General features: G+C 71.6%; 18 protein-coding genes and 3 pseudogenes. 15 read left to right on the top strand and 6 right to left on the bottom strand.

Translation table 11 applies throughout. The annotated features are described in order from the left end of the window. Positions 1-47 precede the first annotated feature (47 nt). The 3 genes from J7I97_RS01280 to J7I97_RS01270 all read left to right on the top strand — a co-directional run bounded on the left by J7I97_RS01280 (position 48) and on the right by J7I97_RS01270 (position 2,362). A complete protein-coding gene (locus J7I97_RS01280; protein WP_285441032.1) occupies positions 48-359 on the top strand; it encodes an N-acetyltransferase in 312 nt (103 codons plus the stop codon). 66 nt (positions 360-425) lie between these two features. Continuing rightward, complete coding sequence (locus J7I97_RS01275) at positions 426-941, top strand: SigE family RNA polymerase sigma factor (protein ID WP_214930444.1); 516 nt, start codon at positions 426-428, stop codon at positions 939-941. Between the two features lie 116 nt (positions 942-1,057). Beyond that, entirely contained in the window at positions 1,058-2,362 is a 1,305-nt protein-coding gene (locus J7I97_RS01270; protein WP_214930443.1) for a hypothetical protein, read from the top strand. 19 nt (positions 2,363-2,381) lie between these two features. Here J7I97_RS01270 and J7I97_RS01265 read toward each other — a convergent pair whose 3' ends face one another. From J7I97_RS01265 to J7I97_RS38025, 3 genes and pseudogenes are all read right to left on the bottom strand, one after another. Then, positions 2,382-4,070 carry a bifunctional 3'-5' exonuclease/DNA polymerase gene (locus tag J7I97_RS01265; RefSeq protein WP_214930442.1) on the bottom strand — a complete coding sequence of 563 codons (1,689 nt, stop codon included), beginning with the start codon at positions 4,068-4,070 and terminating at the stop codon, positions 2,382-2,384. Positions 4,071-4,385: 315 nt separating this feature from the next. After that, positions 4,386-4,661 (bottom strand): hypothetical protein, encoded by a 276-nt coding sequence (locus J7I97_RS38030; RefSeq protein WP_251058378.1) that lies wholly within the window; start codon positions 4,659-4,661, stop codon positions 4,386-4,388. Positions 4,662-4,747: 86 nt separating this feature from the next. Further along, a pseudogene (locus J7I97_RS38025) lies at positions 4,748-5,227 on the bottom strand (NAD(P)H-binding protein); the annotation flags it as partial. 81 nt (positions 5,228-5,308) lie between these two features. On the opposite strand from J7I97_RS38025, the gene J7I97_RS01255 reads away from it, so the two are divergent. From J7I97_RS01255 to J7I97_RS01245, 3 genes are all read left to right on the top strand, one after another. Further along, positions 5,309-5,704 (top strand): helix-turn-helix domain-containing protein, encoded by a 396-nt coding sequence (locus J7I97_RS01255; protein WP_214930441.1) that lies wholly within the window; start codon positions 5,309-5,311, stop codon positions 5,702-5,704. A gap of 4 nt (positions 5,705-5,708) precedes the next feature. Next, on the top strand, positions 5,709-6,875 hold the full coding sequence (locus J7I97_RS01250; protein WP_214930440.1) for a DUF2786 domain-containing protein: 1,167 nt from the start codon (positions 5,709-5,711) through the stop codon (positions 6,873-6,875). 129 nt (positions 6,876-7,004) lie between these two features. After that, a complete protein-coding gene (locus J7I97_RS01245; protein ID WP_214930439.1) occupies positions 7,005-7,229 on the top strand; it encodes a DUF397 domain-containing protein in 225 nt (74 codons plus the stop codon). A gap of 169 nt (positions 7,230-7,398) precedes the next feature. Here J7I97_RS01245 and J7I97_RS01240 read toward each other — a convergent pair whose 3' ends face one another. After that, a complete protein-coding gene (locus J7I97_RS01240) occupies positions 7,399-7,911 on the bottom strand; it encodes an ATP-binding protein (RefSeq protein WP_214930438.1) in 513 nt (170 codons plus the stop codon). A gap of 345 nt (positions 7,912-8,256) precedes the next feature. On the opposite strand from J7I97_RS01240, the gene J7I97_RS01235 reads away from it, so the two are divergent. From J7I97_RS01235 to J7I97_RS01210, 6 genes and pseudogenes are all read left to right on the top strand, one after another. After that, entirely contained in the window at positions 8,257-9,135 is an 879-nt protein-coding gene (locus J7I97_RS01235; protein ID WP_214930437.1) for a helix-turn-helix transcriptional regulator, read from the top strand. 89 nt (positions 9,136-9,224) lie between these two features. Then, positions 9,225-10,682, top strand: a complete 1,458-nt coding sequence (locus tag J7I97_RS01230; protein ID WP_214930436.1) for an aldehyde dehydrogenase family protein — start codon at positions 9,225-9,227, stop codon at positions 10,680-10,682. 230 nt (positions 10,683-10,912) lie between these two features. Then, positions 10,913-12,982 (top strand): annotated as a pseudogene (gene mrdA / locus J7I97_RS01225) (penicillin-binding protein 2); the annotation flags it as partial. 98 nt (positions 12,983-13,080) lie between these two features. After that, the gene (locus J7I97_RS01220; protein WP_214930434.1) at positions 13,081-13,635 is read left to right on the top strand and encodes a DinB family protein; all 555 of its coding nucleotides are present in this window, start codon (positions 13,081-13,083) and stop codon (positions 13,633-13,635) included. Positions 13,636-13,739: 104 nt separating this feature from the next. Then, a complete protein-coding gene (locus J7I97_RS01215) occupies positions 13,740-14,498 on the top strand; it encodes a MerR family transcriptional regulator (RefSeq protein WP_214930433.1) in 759 nt (252 codons plus the stop codon). 172 nt (positions 14,499-14,670) lie between these two features. Beyond that, positions 14,671-15,339: pseudogene (locus J7I97_RS01210) on the top strand (DedA family protein); the annotation flags it as partial. Between the two features lie 43 nt (positions 15,340-15,382). Here the strand turns inward: J7I97_RS01210 and J7I97_RS01205 are convergent. Further along, positions 15,383-17,029, bottom strand: a complete 1,647-nt coding sequence (locus J7I97_RS01205) for a threonine/serine exporter family protein (protein ID WP_308369187.1) — start codon at positions 17,027-17,029, stop codon at positions 15,383-15,385. Positions 17,030-17,410: 381 nt separating this feature from the next. Next, on the bottom strand, positions 17,411-17,905 hold the full coding sequence (locus J7I97_RS01200) for an inorganic diphosphatase (RefSeq protein ID WP_030031597.1): 495 nt from the start codon (positions 17,903-17,905) through the stop codon (positions 17,411-17,413). Positions 17,906-18,054: 149 nt separating this feature from the next. On the opposite strand from J7I97_RS01200, the gene dacB reads away from it, so the two are divergent. From dacB to tilS, 3 genes are all read left to right on the top strand, one after another. After that, complete coding sequence (gene dacB / locus J7I97_RS01195; RefSeq protein ID WP_308369186.1) at positions 18,055-19,527, top strand: D-alanyl-D-alanine carboxypeptidase/D-alanyl-D-alanine-endopeptidase; 1,473 nt, start codon at positions 18,055-18,057, stop codon at positions 19,525-19,527. Positions 19,528-19,583: 56 nt separating this feature from the next. Continuing rightward, positions 19,584-20,729, top strand: coding sequence for a zinc-dependent metalloprotease (locus J7I97_RS01190; protein ID WP_214930430.1), 1,146 nt, complete (start codon positions 19,584-19,586; stop codon positions 20,727-20,729). A 322-nt stretch (positions 20,730-21,051) separates the two neighbouring features. Continuing rightward, complete coding sequence (gene tilS / locus J7I97_RS01185) at positions 21,052-22,113, top strand: tRNA lysidine(34) synthetase TilS (RefSeq protein WP_214930429.1); 1,062 nt, start codon at positions 21,052-21,054, stop codon at positions 22,111-22,113. Positions 22,114-22,157: the final 44 nt, after the last annotated feature.

Raw genomic sequence — 22,157 nt, 5'->3', positions numbered from 1 at the left:
AACTCAGCGGGATCCGGCCCGCCCGCATGGTGTCCAGGAGGTGCGTCATGACTGCCGAGATGGCAGCCCCTGCGTGGATGCACGAGCAGATCACGGCGGAGCAGTACGACTCCTGGTCCGAGGAGCAGTGTGCGGGAATCGAGATCGTGGACGACCTGTACGTCGCCCCGTCCGGCCGCCGCACCGGCGCGGGGCGGGCGCTGCTGCGCGAGGTTCTGCGCCGGGCCGGGGAGGCCGGGGTGGCGGGGGTGCAGCTGGAGACGGCGTACGACAACCACATCGCGCAGGGGCTGTACGAGTCGGAGGGCTTCGAACGCGAGGAGTTCCACGTCTACTTCCACGGGCTGGGCGGGGCCTGAGCCAGGGTGAAACATTTCCGCACGGTCATCGCGTCAATGGGGTGAGACGGACGCGAGGGGGAGCGGATGCGGCAGGGTCGCAGAGACGGGTTCCGGGAGTTCGCGGCAGTCCGGTCGGGGCATTTGTACCGGTCGGCGTGCCTGCTGGCGAGCGGGGACACCCACCTCGCGGAGGACCTGGTGCAGGAGACCTTGGGGCGGATGTACCTGCTCTGGGGGCGGGTCTCCCGTATCGACAATCCGGCGGCCTACGCGCAGACGGTGCTGGTACGGGCGTTCCTCACGCACCAGCGCCGCCGGTCGACGGGGGAGCGCCCGGTCGGGGAGTTCCCCGACTCGGGCGCGACGGCGGCCGACGGCGCCGATCCGGCGCTGCGGCTCACGCTGCTGGACGCGCTGGGGAGGCTGGCTCCGAAGGACCGGGCGGTGCTGGTGCTGCGGTACTGGGAGGACCGCAGCGTCGAGGAGACCGCCGATGCGATGAACGCCAGCTCGGCGGCCGTACGCACCCGCACCTCGCGGGCGCTCGCCAGGCTGCGGGAGCAACTGGGCGGGAGCTTGGCGGAGTTCGCGGGGCACTGAGGTTCAGTGCCTCCGGGCACGCCTCTCCGGTTCCCCCTCCCCGCGTCGCGCTCGTCGCGGTGCCCGGTGCCCCGCACGTCGATCACCTCACTACTCAGTGGAAGGTTTGGTTCCCCATGCCCTTTGAAGATGAGCTCGGTGAAGCCCTCCGGCGCACGGGGGACGGTTTCACGACCGACGGGCCCGCGCTCGTGGAGGCCGGCGAGCAGCACGGACGGCGGCTGGTGGCGCGCCGCCGGGCCGCCGTGGTCGGTGGGTCGGTGCTCGCGCTGGCCGTGATCGGCACCGCCGGGGCCTACACGGGTGGGCTGTTCGGCGGTGCCGGCGGCTCGGGCGTCTCAGGTTCCGGCTCGGTGAACGTCGCCGCGCCGCCGCCCCTGCCGTCGGGGAAGTCCGGGGAGTCAGGGGGGTCCGGGGGGGTCGGCGGGTCCAGGCAGAAGCCCGGGGGCCCCCGCGTCGGCACCGGCGCCGTCTCTGCCGCCCAGCTGGTCGACGTACTCAAGGCGCTGCTGCCCGGCGGGCGGTTGTCCGAGACGCAGGCGCGCGGCACGGGCGACGAGCCCGGCCCGATGGTCTCCGGGGTGTACGACGACGGGAAGGGCAAGGCGGCCGTCGGCGTCGGCCTGTCGCGGGTGGACCCGGACGGGAGCAACGCGCGCGAGATGACCAAGTGCGGGGACAAGGAGCTGCTGGACTACGACAGCTGCACGTCCGAGAAGCTGGCGGACGGCTCGCAGCTGTTGCTGTACCAGGGGTACGAGTACCCGGACCGGCGCGCGGAGACCAAGGTCTGGCGGGCCACGCTGGTCACCCCGCAGGGGTTCATGGTCGACGCGTCCGAGTGGAACGCCCCGGCGGAGAAGGGCAAGCCCGTCTCCCGGCCCACGCCGCCGCTGACCCTGGCGCAGATGCGGACCCTGGTCACCTCCGACACGTGGCACCCCGCGCTGAACGATCTGCCGGCCGCCTCGCCGGAACGGCAGGCCGCGGCCCCGCCGGCCTCGGTGCCGGACGCGAGCGGGGTGTTGCAGTCGCTGCTGCCGAAGTCCGGGAACACGGTCGTCACCAAGGGCGGAGAGGGGGACTACGGCTATGCCGTGCTGGACGACGGAAAGGGCAAGTCGCTCATCCAGGTCAACGTGCAGGCGAACATGGGCGACCTGCTGCAGGGCCACATGAGCGGCTCCGGGAGCACCACACTGCCCGACGGCACCCTGGTGAAGCTGGAGCAGAAGCCCGGTGAGAAGGGTGGCGCGAACGTGGTCTGGTGGACCGTCGACACGCTGCGGCCGGACGGGAGGCGGGTGGTCGTCTCCGCCTTCAACACCGGCAACCAGAACAAGCCGGCGACGCGGGAGAAGCCCATCTTGACGATGGAGCAGCTCAAGGCGATCGCGCTCGACCCGAAGTGGCTCGGCTGAGTCGACACTGCCGGCACCGTTATTTGGCGTCCGCGTAGCACTCCACGATCGCCGTGGTGAACGGGAACCGGACCGGGGTCTCGCCGAAGGCGATGCGGCCGGCCCGGGCTCCCGCGGCGCGGATGGCCTCGGCCACGGCCTCGGTCTCCTCCGCCGGGCAGTGCACGATGACCTCGTCGTGCTGGAAGAACACCAGCTCGGCGCGCATCCCGGCGGCGGCGAGGGCCTGGCGCAGGGCCGCGAGCAGCAGCAGGGCCCAGTCGGCGGCGCTGCCCTGGACGACGAAGTTGCGGGTGAAGCGGCCGCGGGCCCGGGTGTTGGTGGAGGCGTAGCTCGGGGTCCAGCCGTCGTCCCGGTCCTGGGGGATACCGGCTTCGCCGTCCTCGGCGGCGTCGACGGGGGGCGGGCAGGTGCGGCCCAGCCAGGTGCGGACGAGGCGGCCCTCCTCGCCTGCCTTGGCGGCGTCGTCCACGTAGGCCACGGCCTGGGGGAAGCGGCGGCGCAGCGCGGCCAGGTTCTTGAGGCCGTCGCCCGAGGTCTGGCCGTAGACGGCGCCGAGGACGGCGAGCTTGGCCATGTCCCGGTCGCCGGAGAAGCCCTGGCGGGAGATGGCCGTGTAGAGGTCCTCAGGGCGGCCGGCCACCTCCATGAAGGCGGGGTCGCGGGAGATGGCGGCCAGTACGCGGGGCTCCATCTGGTCGGCGTCGGCGACGACGAGCCGCCAGCCGGGGTCGGCGACGACGGCCCGGCGGATCACCTTGGGGATCTGCAGGGCGCCGCCGCCGTTGGTGACCCAGCGGCCGGTGAGGGTGCCGCCGGGGATGAACTCGGGGCGGAACCGGCCGTCGTGGACCCAGTCGGCCAGCCAGGACCAGCCGTGGGCGGTGTAGATCCGGTACAGCTTCTTGTATTCGAGGAGGGGCGCCACGGCGGGGTGGTCCACGTCCTGGATCTCCCAGCGGCGGGTGGACTTTAGCTTGATCCCGGCCTCGGCGAAGGCCTTGATGACGTCGGCGGGGAGCTCGGGGCGTACGCGGCGCCCGAACGCGGCGGAGATCCGGTCGGCGAGCTCGGCCAGGCGGCGGGGCTCGCCGCCGCCGGCGTAGCGCTCGCCGAGCAGCTCGGTGAGCAGGGCGCGGTGTACGTCGGCGCGCCAGGGGAGGCCGCAGTGGTGCATCTCGGTTGCGACGAGGAAGGCGGCGGACTCGGCGGCGGTGAGGAGGCGCATCCGGTCGGGGTGGGCGGTGGCGTCGTGGCGTTTCGCCTGGTCGTTGTAGACCGCGATGAGGGCGTTCAGGGGTACGGGGGCGGGCTGCGGGTCGAAGAGGGAGTCCTGGGTCTTGGGCTCCGCGGGGCGGGGTCTGGGGTCTTGGGGGACGGCGGTGCCGTTGAGGCGGGCCCAGGCGGCGGTGGCGGAGCGGGGTTCGCCGAAGCGGCCTTCGTGGCGGAGGAGGAGGAGTTCGGTGTTCTCGATGTCGTAGCACCGGTCGATGGCGACGCCGGCGGTGAGCAGGCGGGGGTACACCGCAGCGGTGGACCGCCAGACCCAGCGGGTGCCGGCGGGGGCGACCCTCACCGCCTCGGCGGGATCCCGGACCCGCAGCCGGAGCGGCTCCGCGCCGGGGGGCCGCGGCGAGGTCAGGGGCGCGGCGTGCCACCAGCCGTCGGCGTCTTCGGCCAGGGCCCAGCGGGGCGGGCTGTCGGTCATGGGTGCGAGTGTCCCACTGGGGTCTGACAGCGCCGGTGCCCTGGCCGGGCGGTGCGGGGGTGGGTCCGGCCCTGGGGCGGGGTCGTGCCGTTGCGCCTCTGCGGGCCGGGGTCGTGCCGTTGCGCTTCTCCGGGCCGTCGGGGTCGCGCCGTTGCGCCCTCTCGGGGCCGGGGTCGCGCCGTTGCGCGTCCTCGGGCGGGGTCGTGCCGTTGTGCCCCCCGGGCCGACGGGGTCGTGCCGTTGCGCGGGATCACCTTCGCCTCAAGCGCCGGCGGGGCTGGGGCGGGGCTGGGTTCGTGCCCGCCGGTGGCCCGCCTAGGGGCGGCCTGGGAGGGCGGCCGCGTAGGCCGTGAGGGCCGGGCGTGGGGGGTGGGGCAGGAGGGTGCGGAGGGTGCCCGTGTCCGGGGTGGCCAGGAAGCCCGCCGCGATGGCCGAGTAGGTGCCGACCAGCATGGGCGGCTGGAACGGCGCCGCGTCCGGGGTGGACAGGGTCGAGCGGGCGGAGGCCAGGGTGGTCGGGGTGTAACGCGCACCCGCCGCCTCCGCGAGGTCCGCGCCGGACAGGGGGCGGTCCCCGACCAGTTCGTACACCTGGTTGGTGTGGGAGGCGGGGCCAGGGCGACGCGGACGGCGACCTCCGCCAGGTCCTCGCGGGCCACCGCCGCGACCCGGCCCTCGCCCAGCGGCGCGGTGATCCGCCCGTCCGGGCCCGGCGCGGCCAGCCACGCCATCAGCTCCGCGTACAGGCCGTTGCGCAGGACGGTCCAGGCCACCGGGGACTTCCGCAGGCGGCGTTCCGTCCAGCGGTGCGGCAGGGCGTACGGCAGATGGTCGCCCGCCTCCGTGAGGCTGGTGTAGACGATGTGGCCCACGCCGTCCCGCTCGGCCGCCGAGATCGCCGCGTCGTGGCGGGCGATGACCTCGTCGTCCTCCCCGTATCCCGCGGAGATGAGGAGGAGGGTGTCGACCCCCGTGAAGTCCAGGGTTTCGGGGACGTCGAAGTCGACCCGGATCCGGTCCTGGTGAGGGTCCTGGTGCCGGTCCTGGTCCTGGTTCCGGTCCGGGAGGCGGGTGCCTGTGCGTACGTCCGGCCGGCCCGCCAGCCGTTCCGCGATCAGCGAGCCGAGTGCGCCCGAGGCGCCGGTGATCAAGAGCATGGGAAGTCCTTCGTCCGCGTCGTGGTTGGAGGCAGAGACATCGTGTGCGCACCGGTACACGTCGCGTAAGGAGGCACTTTCATGTCAGCAGGGCACACGGAGGTAACCGACCCCGTCGTCAGCTGCGACGACGACTGCGGGATTCGTGACGTCCTCGACCGGCTCGGGGACAAGTGGTCCGTCCTCGTCGTGGTCGAGCTGGCCGCCGGCGTGCGCCGGTTCAAGGAGCTCCAGCGCGCGGTGGAGGGGATCTCGCGGCGGATGCTGACCCTCACGGTCCGCCGCCTGGAGCGCGACGGGCTGGTCACGCGGACCGTGTACCCCACCGTGCCGCCTCAGGTCGAGTACGAGCTGACCGAGCTCGGCCACAGCCTCACCCGCCTCGTGAAGGGCCTCGCGGAATGGTCGCTCGTCCATCGCCCGCTGATCGACGCCGCCCGCCGGGAGTGGGACGCGAAGGCCGACATGCCAAGCTGAAGGGGTGAAAGACATCGTCGACCGCGCATGCGAAGCCTCCCTCTACGCCCAGGACGACACCGGGCTGGACACCGGCGCCTCGCTGCTCGCCGCCGAGCCCGGCCGGTGGGCGGGCGTAGGGCAGGAGCTGCTCGCGCGCGGGGAGGCGTACGTACGGCAGGCCTGGGAGCGGGGCTGGCAGCCGGCCGATGTGCTGCGGCTGGTGCGCAGGGACCTCGGCGAGCGGCACGTCCGTATCACCGGGGACCTGATCGCCGGGGAGGCGCGGCGCTACGCCCGGCTGCCGGAGCGGTGGACCGACGCCGAGGTGTGGTGGGGTGGCGACGAGGCCTACGCGGAGCAGCTCGCGCGGCGCGAGAAGGCGGACCGGTTCACCGTGGCGACCGCCGTGCTGGAGGTGTTCCGGCTGCTGATCCGGCTGCCCTCCATCGAACCGGTGGGCCCGGTTCCGGGTGATCCGGCCGGCGACGCCCTGGAGCACGCGCACATCGAGCCGCGCATGCTGGGCCGGATCCGGGCCCTGCTCGCGAAGGCCGAGGCGACCACCTTTCCCGAGGAGGCCGAGGCGCTCAGTGCCAAGGCTCAGGAGCTGATGGCCCGGCACACCGTCGACGAGGCCCTGCTGGCCGCGAGCGGCAAGGGGCCGACGCGGATACCCGGCGCGTGCCGGATCGGGGTCGAGCCGCCGTACGAGGAGGCCAAGGCGGTGCTGCTCGACGCGGTGGCCACCGCCAACCGCTGCCGGGCGGTGTGGAACAGCGGCTTCGAGTTCTCCACGGTGGTCGGCTTCGAGACCGATCTGGAGGCGGTGGAGCTGCTCTACACCTCGCTGCTCGTGCAGGGGACGGCCGCAATGACCCGGGCCGAGGCCGCGCAGCGCTCCGGCGGGCGCAAGCGGACCAAGACCTTCCGGCAGTCCTTCCTGCTCGCCTACGCCAGCCGGCTCGGCCAGCGGCTCGCCGAGACCGCCGAGCACACCGCGACGGAGGCCCCCGGCAACCTGCCCGCCCTGGTGGCCCGCGATGTCGCGGTCACCTCCCGGGCGGAGGAGATGTTCCCCCGCACCACCACGACCCGGCTGCGCGGCGCGACCGACCACGCGGGCTGGGAGGACGGCACGGCGGCCGCCGACCGGGCGCACATGGGAGGGCGTCGGCAGGCCCTTCCTTGAGCTGTGACCAAGGGAGCACTGCGCGTGCACGTGCATCTGCCCATGCATGCGCTCATGAACACAGCTATGATCCGGTGCAGTTGACATCTGCACTATCGGGGGCTTCCTGTGGACCACGCGTACAACGGGATGGCAGCTGCAGAACTCGCCTCTATGTTCGGGCTGACCTGGCAGAAGAGCAGACACAGCAACTCCCAGGGCTCCTGCGTGGAGTTCGCCAAACTGCCGGGCGGCTCTGTGGCCGTGCGCAATTCGCGCTTCCCGGACGGTCCGGCGCTCGTGTACACGCCCGCCGAGATCGAGGCGCTGCTGCTGGGCGTCAAGGATGGCGAGTTCGACCACCTCATCGCCTGAGGAACAGCGCTCTGATCACGCCATGCACGTGCACTGGCCGGGACTGATCGAAATGATCAACCCCGGCCAGTTGTCGTATATGCCCTGTTCGTATGCCGCACTCGTGTGCCGTGCTCGTGTGCAGTCTCGTGTGCCGTCTCGTATGCCGTACCCGTGACGCCCGCGGACCTCAGTCGTGGAGCAGGAACAGCGCCCAGACCACTTTGCCGGTCAGTCGCCCCGCGAGCGGGTGCCAGCCCCAGCTGTCGCTGTACGAGTCCACCAGGAACAGCCCGCGCCCGGACTCCAGGTCGCAGTTCTCGTCCATCCGCTCCGGGGCGAACGAGCCGCCCGGCCGGTCCTCGCTGGGGTCCCGCACCGCGCACACCAGCCGGGTGCTCCACCGCATCAGGTGCAGCCTCACCGGCGCCTCCGGCTCGGTGGCCACCGTAGACCGCGCATCGTCCGGAAGGGCGTGGCGCAGCGCGTTGGTGACGAGTTCGGAGACGACCAGGGACACGTCGTCGAAGCGGTCGTCGAGACCCCACTGGGCCAGCGTGGACCGGGTGAACGAACGGGCGCCCCGCACCGCCTCGTAGTGGGCGGGCAGAGCGCAGGAGGCGGACCCGGAGACAGCCGTGGGGTCAACCGGAGGAAGCCCCTGCCGTAACGGCTCGAGCATGGTCGATCCATTCGTCCCCATGCGAGGCACTCCCGGGATTCGCGGGCCGAGCGGCGGCTCTGCCCAGAAAGAACTGCGGGGTGGGTCCGGCGCCGGCGCGAGGAGCACGCAGGTGCGCGGGGACCATCGTTCCGAATGCGGAAGTCAGATGCAAGGGCAGATGCACGTGCATGCGCCGGACCTGTCCACTCCCGTGACGGTTCTTGCTCATTTCTTCCTACGCATCCTTACGGACTTCTTTTCCCGGAGCCGGGATTCCGTTACAGAACGAGTACGGGCCGATGCGTTTTGGTGGCAGACTGCGGCCCCTGGGGTGCGGGGGCCCCGGCGACGCACGCCATGCGCAGACCACGCGCACACATTGCGATGGGGAGGGCAGGACAAGTGACCGCAGAAGCCAGCGGTTCTGTGGTGCGCCGCATCCTCCTGGGCTCGCAGCTCAGGCGACTCCGAGAATCCCGCGGCATCACCCGTGAGGCGGCCGGCTACTCGATCCGCGCATCCGAATCGAAGATCAGCCGCTTGGAGTTGGGAAGGGTGAGCTTCAAGGCCCGAGACGTGGAGGACCTCCTCACGCTCTACGGAGTCACCGACGGCGCCGAGCGGGAGTCCCTCCTGGGGCTGGTCCGCGAGGCCAACGCGGCGGGCTGGTGGCACAGTTACGGCGACGTGCTGCCCGGGTGGTTCCAGACGTACGTCGGCCTCGAAGGCGCCGCTTCCCTCATCCGCATTTACGAAGTCCAGTTCATCCACGGCCTGTTGCAGACCGAGGCCTACGCCCAGGCGGTCGTCAGGCGCGGCATGCCCGACGCCACCGCGGCTGAGATCGACCGCCGCGTCGCGCTGCGCCTGGAGCGGCAGAAGGTCCTCGTCTCCGAGAGTGCCCCGGTCTTCCACGCCGTCCTCGACGAGGCCGCCCTGCGCCGCCCGTACGGCGACCGGGACGTCATGCGCGGGCAGTTGGAGCACCTCATCGAGGTGTCCCAGCGGCCCAACGTCCAGCTCCAGGTGATGCCGTTCTCCTTCGGCGGCCACGCGGGCGAGAGCGGAGCCTTCACCCTGCTGCGCTTCCCCGAGTCGGACCTCCAGGACATCGTCTATCTGGAACAGCTCACCAGTGCCCTCTACCTGGACAAAGAAGAGGAAGTGACGCAGTACGGCCGGGCGATGGAGCGGCTCCAGGCCGACTGCCCCGATCCCGACCGGACCCGGGATCTCCTTCGCGGGCTCCTCCAACTGTCTTGATTCGCACGTAGTATGACGTCTGATCAGTGCATGACGACCGATCGGTCTCCGGTGCAGCGCACGGGTGCGCGCTCGCAGTAAGGGATGGCATGTCCATATTCGACGACGTGGCTCACCAGTACATCGACGGCGAATGGCTGGCCGGTACCGGTTCCTGGGACATCATCGACGTCAACCCGTACAACGGGGAGAAGCTCGCGGCCATCACCGTGGCCACCGTCGAGCAGGTGGACCAGGCCTACCGCGGCGCCGAGCGCGCGCAGAAGGACTGGGCCGCGACCAGCCCGTACACCAGACGTGCGGTCCTGGAACGCGCCCTGCGCATCACCGAGGAGCGCGAGAAGGAGATCGTCGAGGCGATGATCGACGAGCTCGGCGGGACCCGCCCCAAGGCCGAGTACGAGGTCCACCTCGCGAAGGAATTCATCCGCGAGGCGATGCAGCTGGCCGTCCGACCCGAGGGCCGGATCCTGCCCTCGCCGGTCGAGGGCAAGGAGAACCGGGTCCAGCGCCTCCCGGTCGGCGTCGTCGCCGTGATCAGCCCGTTCAACTTCCCGTTCCTGGTCACCCTGAAGTCCGTCGCCCCCGCGCTCGCCCTCGGCAACGCGGTCGTGATCAAGCCGAACCAGAACGCGCCGGTGGTCGGCGGCGGGCTCATCGCCAAGATCTTCGAGGACGCCGGGCTGCCGGCCGGGCTGCTCAACGTCCTGGTCACCGACATCGCCGAGATAGGCGACGCGCTCCTCACCCACCCCGTGCCGAAGGTCATCTCATTCGCCGGCTCCGACCGGGTCGGCCGGCACGTCGGGGCGGTCGCCGCCCGGCACTTCAAGCGGACGGTCCTGGAGCTCAGCGGCAACAGCGCCCTGGTCGTCCTCGACGACGCGGACCTCGACTACGCGGTGGACGCGGCCGTCTTCAGCCGCTTCGTGTACCAGGGCCAGGTCTGCATGGCCGCCAACCGGATCCTGGTCGACGCCTCGGTCGCGGAGGAGTTCACCGAGAAGTTCACCGCGCGGGTGCGGGGCCTGAAGACCGGCGACCCGCGCGAGGACGACACCCAGATCGGCCCGCTGATCAACTCCTTCCAGGCCGACGCCCTGACCGCGCTGGTGGACCGCGCCGTGGAGGCGGGCGCGCAGGCGCTGGTACGGGGCTCTACGCGCGGCAACCTGGTGGAGCCGACCGTGCTGGCCGGCCTTCCCGAGGACTCCCCGCTGCTGGGCCAGGAGATCTTCGGCCCGGTGGCGCTGCTGGTGGTCTTCGACGGCGAGGACGAGGCCGTCCGGCTGACCAACGCCACCCCGTACGGGCTGAGCGGCGCGGTGCACACGCGGGACGTGGAGCGCGGGGTGCGCTTCGCGCAGCGGATCGAGACGGGGATGATCCACGTCAACGACTCCACCATCGGCGACGAGCCGCTGGCGGCGTTCGGCGGGGAGAAGGCGTCGGGGCTGGGCCGGCTGAACGGCGAGGCGACCGTGGAGGCCTTCACCACCCAGAAGTGGATCTCGGTCCAGCACGGCCGGACGCACTTCCCGTTCTGACGGGCTTCCCGGTCTGACGCGCTTCCCGTTCTGACGGGCTTCGCGTGCTGACGCACCGTGCGGTTCTGACGCGCATGCCTTCTGACGCACCGCGCGGTTCTGACCGGCTTCCCCTTCTCGCGCACTCCCCGTTCCGGGCACTTCCCGGTCTGACTTCCCATTCCGAACCCGGGCCGTTCTACACTCGGGCGGGCAAGTGGCAGGTGGTGCGCGCCCGGGGGAGACCTGAGTTGACCAACATTCCGGAGACCGGGCGGACCCCTCGGGTCCAGAACCGGCTCGTCGTCATCCAGGTGGTCGTCTTCTCGCTGCTGCTCACCCTCGGCGGGCGCCTCTGGTACCTCCAGATACGCAATGGCCAGGAGTACACCGACGAGGCCAAGAACAACCACGTCCAGCAGGTCGTCCAGCCCGCCGTGCGCGGCTCCATCCTCGACGACCGGGGTGTTCCGCTCGCCGACATCGAGACCCGCATGGTCGTCTCCGCCAGCCGTACCGAGCTGACGAAGATGAAGGACCGGGGCAAGGACGTGCTCACCCGCCTCGCGGGCGTCCTGGACCTGGACGCGGAGGACGTGGTCGACAGCGTCCGCCTCTGCGACGCCAAGACGCCCAAGCCCTGCTGGAACGGCTCCCCGTACCAGCCGATCCCGGTCACCGACGAGGCGACCACGGACCAGGTGCTGGAGATAAGGGAACACGCCGAGGAGTTCCCCGGCATCACCGCCGAGCCGACCGCCCTGCGCCGCTACCCGGCCCCCGAGCAGGCCAACACCTCCCAGGTGCTCGGCTACCTCTCGCCGGTCACCGACGAGGAGATCACCAAGGCGAAGAAGACCGACTCCCCGTACCTGCGGTCCGACCAGGTGGGCCGCTCGGGCCTGGAGCGCACGTACGACAAGGAGCTGCGCGGCAAGGCGGGCATCACGCGGTACGAGGTGGACAACCTCGGACGTGTCATCGGCCAGACCGAGAGCGACAAGCCCCAGCCCGGCTCGAACATCGTGACGTCGATCGACGCGCGGGTGCAGGCGGTCGCCGAGCGCGAGCTGAACAGCGCGATGGTCGAGGCCCGCAAGCAGTACGACGAGAACACCCACCGCAAGTACGAGGCGGACTCGGGCGCCGTCGTGGTCATGGAGACCAAGACCGGCCGCGTCGTCGCGATGGCCTCGAACCCCACCTACGACCCGAACGCCTGGGTGGGCGGCATCTCCGCCAAGGACTACGCGGCGCTGACCGGCAAGGGCTCCAATTTCCCGCTGCTGAACCGGGCGATCCAGGCCCAGGCGGCACCGGGCTCCATCTTCAAGGTCATCTCGTCCACCGCCGTGGTCAACGCCGGATACCCGTTCAACGGCAGCTACCCCTGCCCCAGCTCGTACTCCGTCGGCAGCCAGCGCTTCACGAACTTCGAGTCGCACGGCTACGGCAACATCTCCATCGGCCGGGCCCTCGAAGTCTCCTGCGACACGGTCTACTACGCCCTCGCCGACCAGGAGTGGAAGAAGGACGGCGGGATCAACCCCCGGAAGAACCCCAACGACTGGTTCTTCAAGACCGCCCACCAGTTCGGCCTGGGCAAGCGCACCGGCATCGACCTGCCGAACGAGGTCCCGGGACGGGTCCCCGACCGCCAGTGGAAGAAGGACTTCTTCGAGGCGAACAAGGCCGCCTGGTGCCGGGACGGCAAGAAGGACGGCTCGTTCGCGGAGAAGATCGCCTACGAGAACTGCCGCCAGGGCAACCAGATGCGTGAGGGCGACGCCATCAACTACTCGATCGGGCAGGGCGACACCCTCGTCACCCCGATCCAGATGGCGTCCATCTACGCGGCCATCGCCAACGGCGGCACCCTCCACCAGCCCAGCATCGGCAAGGCCGTCGTCAGCGCCGACGGCACCTCGGTCAAGGAGATCGTGCCGAAGGTGCAGGCCAAGCTGCCGATGGACGCGAAGACGCGCGACGACATCGACGGCGCCCTCGCGTCGGTCGCCACCACCGGCAGCGCCGCCTGGCGCTTCGGCGGCTGGCCGCAGAAGCAGATCCCGATGCACGCCAAGACCGGCACGGCCGAGGTCCACGGCAAGCAGACCACCTCGTGGTTCGCCTCCTACACCGAGGACTACGCGATCGTCATGACGATCTCCCAGGGCGGCACCGGCTCCGGCGCCTCCGGACCGGCGGTCCGCAACATCTACGAGGCGATGTACGGGCTGGACGACAAGGGCAAGCAGGACCTGTCCAAGGCGCTGCTCCCGAAGCCGCGCACCGAGCTCCCGCCGGCCCGCCCGGACGGGGGCCAGTAGCCCGGGGATTGAGGACAGAAGCTGACCGCAAGCCTTCGTAGTGTGGTTACTGTCAGCACGAGGGGCACTCACGAAGGCGGTTGGTCAGCATGGTCACTCACGTTCCCGCGGAGTCCTACGGCGACGAGCGCGGCGCGCTCCTGAACTTCGCCGAGGCCCAGCGCGGCGCCCTGCGCCGGTCGGTGCTCGGCCTGACCGAGGAGCAGGCCGCGAGCCGCCCGAGCGCGAGCGGGCTGTCCCTGTCGGGGCTGCTCAAGCACGTCGCGGAGACGGAACTGGGCTGGCTGCGGCTGGCGCAGCAGCGGGTGAACGAGAAGCAGCGCACCCGGGAGACCTGGGGCGACAGCTTCCGCCTGGTCGAGGACGAGACCGTCCCCGGGATCCTGGCCTTCTGGGACGGCGTCGTGGCCGAGCTGGAGGAGTTCATCCGCTCCGTGCCGAGCATGGACGACACCTTCCCGCTGCCCGAGGCCCCCTGGTTCCCGAAGGAGGGCAAGGTCTCGATGCGCTGGCTGCTGATGCACCTGGTCGAGGAGCACGCCCGGCACGCGGGCCACGCGGACATCGTGCGCGAGTCCCTGGACGGGAAGACGGCGTTCGAGCTGGTGGCGCTGGAGAAGGGCGAGACCTGGAACGCGGGGTAACCCGCAAGATCTGGAACGCGGGCCGGCCCGCCGGGCCGGACTTGCACCTCACGCCACGTGAGGGACCACAGTGAAGGGCGTACCCAACCAGAGGAGCGGGAACGATGAGCTACTCCGTGGGCCAGGTCGCCGGTTTCGCCGGAGTCACGGTGCGCACGCTGCACCACTACGACGAGATCGGGCTGCTCTCCCCGAGCGGCCGCAGCCACGCAGGTCACCGGCGGTACGACGACGCCGACCTGGACAGGCTTCAGCAGATCCTGTTCTACCGGGAGCTCGGCTTCCCGCTCGACGAGGTCGCGGTCCTGCTGGACGACCCGGATTCGGATCCAAGGGAGCATCTGCGCCGGCAGCATGCCCTGCTGTCCGACCGGATCGCCCGGCTCCAGCAGATGGCCAAGGCCGTTGAGCACGCCATGGAGGCGAAGCAGATGGGCATCAATCTCACGCCCGAGGAGAAGTTCGAGGTCTTCGGGGACTTCGACCCGGACGACTACGCCGAGGAGGCGGAGCAGCGCTGGGGCGGCACCGACGCGTACAAGGAGTCGGCGCGGCGGGCGGCCACGTACACGAAGGACGACTGGAAGCGCATCCAGGACCAGGCCGAGGACCTCAACGGCCGGCTCGCCGCGCTGATGGAATCCGGCGCGGCCGCGGACTCCGAGGAGGCCATGGACCTGGCCGAGGAGCACCGCGGCCAGATCAGCCGGAACCACTACGACTGCTCGTACGAGATGCACACCTGTCTCGGTGAGATGTACGTCGCGGACGAGCGGTTCACGGCCCACTACGACGCCGTGCGGCCCGGCCTGGCGCAGTTCCTGCGGGACGCGATCACGGCGAACGCGGTACGCAAGGTGTAGTCGGGGTGTAGTCAGCGTGTAGTCGGGGTGTAATCACGGATAGCCCCAGAGTCCCCTCGCGGCCCCCTTCGGTACCTGGAACCGGGTGGGGGCCGTGTGCGTTGATAATTGAGACCACTGTCTTGTCCGCCGGCATCGCTGATACCCCCCGATCCAGGAGAGCCCGGAACTCGTGTACACGCTTGCGCTCGCCCCTGAGTGGCTGTCCCCGGACTACCTGATCTCGCATTACGGCCTGATCGGCATCCTGGCCATCGTCTTCGCCGAGTCGGGGCTCTTCGCCTTCCTCCCCGGCGACTCCCTCCTCTTCACGGCGGGCCTGCTGGTCGCGAACGGCGAGTACATCGAGCAGCCGCTGTGGCTGGTCTGCACCCTGATCGCGGCCGCCGCGATCATCGGTGACCAGGTCGGCTACATGATCGGCAAGTTCTTCGGCCCGAAGATCTTCAACCGGCCCAAGTCCAAGCTCTTCAAGCGGGAGAACCTGGACAAGGCGCACGAGTTCATGGACCTGCACGGCCCGAAGGCCATCGTGCTCGCCCGTTTCGTGCCCATCATCCGCACGTTCGCGCCGATGGTCGCGGGCGCCGGCTCGATGAAGTACCGCACCTTCCTGACGTACAACATCATCGGCGGTGTCGCGTGGGGCGCGGGGCTGACCGTCGCCGGCTACTGGCTCGGGCAGATCGAGTTCATCAAGACCAACGTCGAGATGATCCTCGTCCTGATCGTCGCCCTCTCGCTGATCCCGGTGGCCTTCGAGGTGATGAAGGCCCGCAAGGAGTCCAAGGCGGCCGCCGCGGCGGCTCCCGCCGGGGGTCCCGCCGACCCGCAGGCCCCGGGCCAGCGCGGCCGCCACGCCAAGCGCTGACGCGCGCCGGAGGTCAGAAGCCGCGGGTCCGCTTCGCCGCACGGCGGGTGGCGGCGCTCGCGGCTCCCGGGATCCGCATGAACAGCCGGGAGGTCTCCGACCCCAGGTTGACCCCGATGGCGATGGCCAGCGCGATGGCCGCGGCGTTCACCAGCGAGCCCACGCCCTCGTTCAGCCGGTTCTCGGCGATCAGGAGCAGCCCGTAGTACGTCGCCGAGCCCGGCAGCAGGGGGCCGATGGCCGCCGTCGTGTACGGCAGGGCGGAGGCGAAGCGGTAGCGGGAGAAGAGCTGTCCGAAGAGGCCCACCAGCCCGGCCGCGATGGCGGTGGACGGCACCGGGGGGATGCCGCCCGCGTAGTGCAGGGCCCCGAACGTCACCCAGGCGACCGCGCCGTTCAGCGTCACGATCAGCACGGTGGAGCGCTCCTGCTGGAGCAGGACGGCGAAGGTGAAGACCAGCACCATCGAGGCCGCGATCTGGATCAGCGGCCGCTGGGTGATCAGCAGGACCTCGTCCGGGTTGGGCGAGGCGCCCAGCTGGAGCCCGATGTAGAGCACGACCAGCACGCCCATGATGATGCCGATGAAGAGGTACATCACCTCCAGCAGCCGGGCGGAAGCGGTGATGTAGAAGCCGGTCAGGCCGTCCTGGACGGCCGCGACCAGGGCCCGCCCGGGCAGCAGGGCGAACAGCCCGCCGGTGATCACGGCGGAGGCTTTGACGTCGATCTCGGCCAGCTTCAGGGCCACCCCGATCGCGGCGGGCGGCATCGCGGCGACCACGAACTGGTAGAACTCCGGCAGTCCGCGGCCCGCGCACAGCCAGGCCAGCCGGTCGCCGAGGATCGCCCCGATCGCGGCGGCGAAGAAGACGAGGACCCCGCCGCCGACCAGGGTGGAGGCGGCCCCGGCGAGCAGCCCGGCGGCGGTGGTCAGCATCCATCCGGGGTACGGGTGCCGGTTGCGGCGGATCTCGGCGAGGCGGCGGTAGGCCTCCTCCAGCGAGATGTCGATCTCGGGCGCGCTGATGTCGTCCACCAGCCGGAACACCGCGGCGAGCCGGTTGTAGTCGGTGCCGCGGCGCCGCACGGTCCGGTTCGCCGAGACCGGGTCGTCCACCAGGGAGGGCTGGTGGGTGATGGACAGCATGGTGAAGGTGACGGTGGGCTCGCAGCGGTCCAGCCCGTAGGAGCGGGCCACCGCGAACATGGCGGCCTCCACGTCCTCGGCCCCCTCGCCGCCCGCGAGCAGCAGTTCGCCGATGCGGAGGGTGAGGTCGAGTACGCGGCCCACGGCGGGCCCGGCCTCGGTCAGGCGCTGCACCGGTTCGGGTCCGGGCCGTACGTCGACCGGCATGCGCAGCATGGTGCGCATCCGGTCCTGCCAGGGGGACTGGCTCATCCGGGCGACGGGGAAGCCCTGACCGGGGGTGTACGCGGACGGGGAGTGCTGGGCGCTGTAGGTGTGCGGGGTGGCGAACGCGGACCCCTCCGGCTCGGCGGGGTGCGCCGCGAGGCCTTCCGGGACGGAGAACTCCGATGTGGGCTGGTCCTCCTCCGGGACCTCGGGTGCCATCCCGGGCGGAGCGGTGAAGGCGCTGTGCGCCTCGTCCGACTTCGGCTTCCGGTCCTCGGACCCGGATCCTTCGGCCTCCGCCACACGTCCTCCAGTCCTGGCCAGCCCGGGTATCAGTATGCGGAACCGTTTCGTCCCCGGCGAAGGGGAGTGGCTTCCGGTCTGGGAGGCGCTTGCCCTGCGAGGCTGTTCCCTACCCGCCCTTCCACCGTTCCCCGGGGCTCCGCCCCAGGCCCCTGCCCGGGCCCGCTCCCGGCCGGTGGCCCGCCGCGGCGCCCGCCGGGGTGTGCTGGGTGGCGGGGCTGATCCAGCCTCGCCGGCGCTTGAGGCGCGGGGTCCCGGGGCGGAGCCCCAGGACCCGGCGCGCCCGGAACGACGGCGGGCGGCACCCCCGCAAAGGGAGTACCGCCCGCGGTGTCACTGGGGCCCGGGGAAACCCCGTCGACCCGTGCTGCCGGCGCAGCGTCAGTGGTGGCCGCCCTGGGCCTCCAGGCGCTTGTACGAGGCCTCGATCTCGGCCTCGGCCTCGGCGCGGCCGACCCAGTTCGCGCCCTCGACCGACTTGCCCGGCTCCAGGTCCTTGTAGACCTCGAAGAAGTGCTGGATCTCCAGGCGGTCGAACTCCGACACGTGGTGGATGTCGCGCAGGTGCTCCACGCGCGGGTCGGACGCCGGAACGCACAGCAGCTTGTCGTCGCCGCCCGCCTCGTCCGTCATGCGGAACATGCCGATCGCGCGGCACTTGATCAGGCAGCCCGGGAACGTCGGCTCGTCCAGGATGACCAGCGCGTCCAGCGGGTCGCCGTCCTCACCCAGGGTGTTCTCGACGAAGCCGTAGTCCGCCGGGTAACTGGTGGAGGTGAACAGGCGACGGTCCAGGCGGATCCGGCCGGTCTCGTGGTCCACCTCGTACTTGTTCCGCGAACCCTTGGGGATCTCGATGGTGACGTCGAACTCCACGTCCTGCTCCTCCATGATCAGCATCAGCTGGCTTCGAGTGATAGCGCGTCCGGCCCAGCCCTGCCGGGTGGGGTGCCATGCTCGCGGCAAGACGCAGTGGTTAAGTGTCCCTCACGCATATGTGTGATCGCGAAAGGGGCTGGTCCGAGGTGCCATTGGTCAAGACGTGGCAGCTCATCGCGGGGTCGGCCGTGGCCGGCCTCGCCCTGTCGGTGGCGACGGTGGCCGCCTCCGGTCCATGGGACTCCGGCCAGCGTAAGGCCGAGCGGGACAGGGCCGCCTCCTGGAGCCTTACGGGTGGCGCAGATCACGGCGCGGACGGCCCCGGAGGGCGCCCCGTAGGCCTGCCGCAGGCCGCTCCCAGCGCCCCCGGGGTGCTGTCGGGGCTGTCGGGGCTGTCGGCGCGGTCCGGGGACGCGCCCGGCGGCGCCGGGAAGCAGGCCCCGGCCGGCTCCGACGGGCTCGCCGAGGCGCTGCGGCCGCTGCTCGCCGACCCCGCGCTCGGAAGTACCCGTGCAGCCTCGGTCATCGACACCGCCACCGGCCGGGTGCTGTTCGAGTCGAAGCCGCGCGAGGCGATGACCCCCGCCTCCACGATCAAGATCGCCACCGCCGCCGCGGCCCTGGCCGCCCTCGGCCCCGAGCACCGCTTCCGCACGACCGTGACCCCCGGCGCCGCGCCCGGGCAGATCATCCTGGTCGGGGGCGGCGACCCCTCGCTCACCGCGAAGAAGAAGCCGCCGGCCGGATCCGGCGGCAGCCTCGTCGCCCTGGCCGCCGACACCGCCCAGGCCCTCAAGGCGGCCGGCATCGAGAGCGTGGACCTCGGCTACGACGACTCCCTCTACACCGGCCCGGCCCGCCACCCGATCGGCGGCAACCCCAACCTCGCGCCGGTCACCGCCCTGACGGCCGACGAGGGCCGCCCCGACAATTCCAGCTCGGGCCCCGTCGAGCGGGTCGAGGACCCCTCCCTGGAGACCGCCCGGGCCTTCGCCGCCCTGCTCAAGGAACGCGGCATCAAGGTCACCGGCGCGCCCGCCAAGGCCAAGGCCGCCGCCGACGCCGAACCGCTGGCCACCACGCTCTCCACCCCGCTCGGCGGGCTGATCGAGCGGATGCTGACCTTCAGCGACAACGACATCGCCGAGGCCCTCGCCCGGCAGACCGCCCTTGCCTCCGGGCAGCCCGGGAGCTTCGAGGGCATCGAGAAGGCCGTCTCCGCCAAGCTCGCCGGGCTGGGCGTGGACGTCGCCGGCACCCGCTTCGCCGACGGCAGCGGCCTCAACCGCGCCGACAGGATCAGCACCGGCCTGCTGACCGCGCTCCTCGCGAAGGCCGCCGACCCGCAGCGGCCCGAGCTGCGGCCCGTCCTCACCGGACTGCCCGTCGCCGGATTCACCGGCACCCTGCGCGGCCGCAACGCCGGCAGTTCCCCGGCGGCCGGCCTGATCCGGGCCAAAACGGGCACCCTGGGCGGTGTGAACTCCCTCGCGGGAACCGTCGTGGACCCCTCCGGGCGGCTCCTGGCGTTCGCATTCCTGGCCGCGAACACCCCGGGCCGGGAGGGCGCCGAGAAGGCGCTGGACAAGCTGGCGGCCGCCGTCGCCCGTACCCCCTGAGGGGATACCGCCCCCAAGGGGATCCGCGGTGGCGCTGGTCCACGTACGGTTGACGCATGACGAGCATCGGTGGTGCGGAGATGGTCGACTGGAACCTCGCGGTGGCGACCGCGACCCGGCTGGTCCGGCCGGGTCCGGAGGTCAGCCGCGACGAGGCCCGGGCCGTGGTGGCGGAGCTGCGCAGGCACGCCAAGACCTCGGAACGGCACGTGCGCGAGTTCACCCGGATGATGCCCGAGGGGGCGGCCGTCCACGACACGCCCGTCCTCGTCGTCGACCGGGCCGGCTGGGTCAGGGCCAATGTGGCCGGATTCCGCGAACTCCTGGGCCCGCTGCTCGGCAAGATGCAGGAACGGCGCGGCAGCGCCCCCGCCGGCGCCGTGCTCGGCGCGGTCGGCGGCAAGGTCACCGGCGTCGAGCTCGGCATGCTGCTCAGCTTCCTGGCCTCCCGGGTGCTCGGCCAGTACGAGACCTTCGCGCCGGCCGCGCTCGACCTGCCGGGCTCGGCCGCGGGCGGCGGCCGGCTGCTGCTCGTCGCCCCGAACATCGTGCACGTCGAGCGGGAGCTGGAGGCGGACCCGCACGACTTCCGGCTCTGGGTGTGCCTGCATGAGGAGACGCACCGTACGCAGTTCACGGCTGTCCCGTGGCTCCGGGACCACCTCGAGGGCGAAATCCAGACCTTCCTCGGCGCCACCGAGATGGACCCGATGAACGTCCTGGAGCGGCTGCGCGAGGCCGCCCAGTCCTTCGTGGGCGCCCGTCCCGACGCCGAGCGGGGCGACGAGGGCCACTCGCTGGTCGAGCTCGTGCAGACGCCCGAGCAGCGTGAGGTGCTCGCCCGGCTCACCGCCGTCATGTCGCTGCTGGAGGGCCACGCCGACTTCGTCATGGACGGGGTCGGACCCGCGGTGGTGCCCTCGGTCGCCGAGATCCGGGAGAAGTTCCAGCAGCGCCGGGCGAGCGGGGCCGGCCGGCTCGACGCCGCCCTGCGCAAGCTGCTGGGCCTCGATGCCAAGCTGCGCCAGTACCGCGACGGCGAGCGCTTCGTGCGCGCCGTCGTCGGCCAGGTCGGGATGGACGGCTTCAACCGCGTCTGGACCTCTCCGAACACACTGCCGACGAAGGCGGAGATCGCCGAGCCCGCCGACTGGGTGGCCCGGGTCCACCGCAAGGGGAGCGAAGGGGGCGAACAGGCGTGACGCCGGGGGCATGCGCCCCGCCCCTCGGCTTCACCCGTGCCACATGCGCCGGAGAGGCCTAAACATGTCCCACTGGGGGAAGCAGCATCACCCTTCCGAGGGACCGTGGGCCGTGGAAGGGCGTGCGATGCTCGGGGAACGGCTCGGCTCTGTCACCATCGACGCACTCTGAGTGACAACCCTCCGCCCGCGGGCAATCCTCGCGGGGACGGCCGGGCAGCACGGAACAGCATCCCAGCGCACCACTCCCCATGGGGGCACCTCCCCGGCGTCAGCCGGGGGAGGCCTCCGAGGCATCCGAACTCCACGAAGGGCACCGGACATGGGTCCCCATCCTGCGGTCGCGGCGATACGCCTGGCGGTCCGCCGCGTACTCCACGACGTCCTCACCGACCTCACCGACCGTCCTGCCGACCGTCGCACCGTCGACGGCAGGCCGCCACTCGTCCTCGTCGCCTGCTCCGGCGGCGCCGACTCCATGGCGCTCGCCTCCGCCCTCGCCTTCGAGGCCCCCAAACTCGGCATCCAGGCCGGCGGCATCACCGTCGACCACGGCCTCCAGGCCGGCTCCGACCTGCGTGCCGCCGAGGTCGTCGTCCGCATGACCGCGCTCCACCTCGACCCGGTGGAGTCCGTCGCCGTGCGCGTCGGCCGCGACGGCGGACCCGAGGCCGCGGCCCGCGACGCCCGCTACGCCGCCCTGGACGAGGCCGCCGACCGGCTGGGAGCCGCCGCCGTGCTGCTCGGCCACACCCGGGACGATCAAGCCGAAACCGTCCTGCTGGGCCTCGCCCGCGGATCCGGCATCCGCTCGCTGTCCGGCATGCCCGAGGTCTCGGGGGGCCCGGGCGGGTCGGCCGGGCCCGGTGGCACCGGCCGCGTGCGCCGCTACCGCCGCCCCTTCCTCCAGGTCGACCGGCAGACCGCCCGCAAGGCCTGCATGGTCCAGTCCCTGCCCGTCTGGGACGACCCGCACAACATGGACCCCGCCTACACCCGCTCCCGGCTGCGCCACGAGGGACTGCCCGCCCTCGAAAAGGCACTCGGCAAGGGAGTCGTCGAGGCGCTGGCCCGTACCGCCCAGCTCTCGCGCGACGACGCGGACGCCCTGGACGCCTGGGCCGCCGAGGCGGAGACCGGCGTACGGGACGAGGACGGCCGGCTGGAATGCGCCAAGCTGTACGCCCTGCCCCCGGCTGTCCGCCGCCGTGTGCTGCGCAGGGCCGTCGTCGCGGCCGGTTCTCCCGCGGGCTCCCTCTTCGCCCGCCACATCGAAGAAGTCGACCGCCTCATCACCGGATGGCGCGGTCAGGGCGCCATCAACCTGCCCGGCCGGGTCGAGGCCCAGCGGCAGGGTGGCAGACTTGTCATTCGGCAGGGCTGATTGGTGCTGAAACACGGCTGAGACCTCCGGGGGCACCCCCGGAG

The sequence above is a fragment of the Streptomyces sp. ISL-87 genome (assembly GCF_018614095.1).
GTDB lineage: Bacteria > Actinomycetota > Actinomycetes > Streptomycetales > Streptomycetaceae > Streptomyces.
Note: the sequence above shows the minus strand (reverse complement) of the source record. Positions and strands in the feature narration are given on the sequence as shown.

Excerpts from the sequence above, each read along its gene's own strand:
- J7I97_RS01230 (WP_214930436.1), top strand. The coding sequence starts at position 9,225 with ATGTCCATATTCGACGACGTGGCTCACCAGTACATCGACGGCGAATGG.
- J7I97_RS01215 (WP_214930433.1), top strand. The coding sequence starts at position 13,740 with ATGAGCTACTCCGTGGGCCAGGTCGCCGGTTTCGCCGGAGTCACGGTG.
- J7I97_RS01270 (WP_214930443.1), top strand. The coding sequence starts at position 1,058 with ATGCCCTTTGAAGATGAGCTCGGTGAAGCCCTCCGGCGCACGGGGGAC.
- J7I97_RS01255 (WP_214930441.1), top strand. The coding sequence starts at position 5,309 with ATGTCAGCAGGGCACACGGAGGTAACCGACCCCGTCGTCAGCTGCGAC.
- J7I97_RS01275 (WP_214930444.1), top strand. The coding sequence starts at position 426 with ATGCGGCAGGGTCGCAGAGACGGGTTCCGGGAGTTCGCGGCAGTCCGG.
- J7I97_RS01280 (WP_285441032.1), top strand. The coding sequence starts at position 48 with ATGACTGCCGAGATGGCAGCCCCTGCGTGGATGCACGAGCAGATCACG.
- J7I97_RS01190 (WP_214930430.1), top strand. The coding sequence starts at position 19,584 with ATGACGAGCATCGGTGGTGCGGAGATGGTCGACTGGAACCTCGCGGTG.
- J7I97_RS01235 (WP_214930437.1), top strand. The coding sequence starts at position 8,257 with ATGGGGAGGGCAGGACAAGTGACCGCAGAAGCCAGCGGTTCTGTGGTG.
- J7I97_RS01245 (WP_214930439.1), top strand. The coding sequence starts at position 7,005 with ATGGCAGCTGCAGAACTCGCCTCTATGTTCGGGCTGACCTGGCAGAAG.
- J7I97_RS01265 (WP_214930442.1), bottom strand. The coding sequence starts at position 4,070 with ATGACCGACAGCCCGCCCCGCTGGGCCCTGGCCGAAGACGCCGACGGC.
- J7I97_RS01240 (WP_214930438.1), bottom strand. The coding sequence starts at position 7,911 with ATGGGGACGAATGGATCGACCATGCTCGAGCCGTTACGGCAGGGGCTT.
- tilS (WP_214930429.1), top strand. The coding sequence starts at position 21,052 with ATGGGTCCCCATCCTGCGGTCGCGGCGATACGCCTGGCGGTCCGCCGC.
- J7I97_RS01220 (WP_214930434.1), top strand. The coding sequence starts at position 13,081 with ATGGTCACTCACGTTCCCGCGGAGTCCTACGGCGACGAGCGCGGCGCG.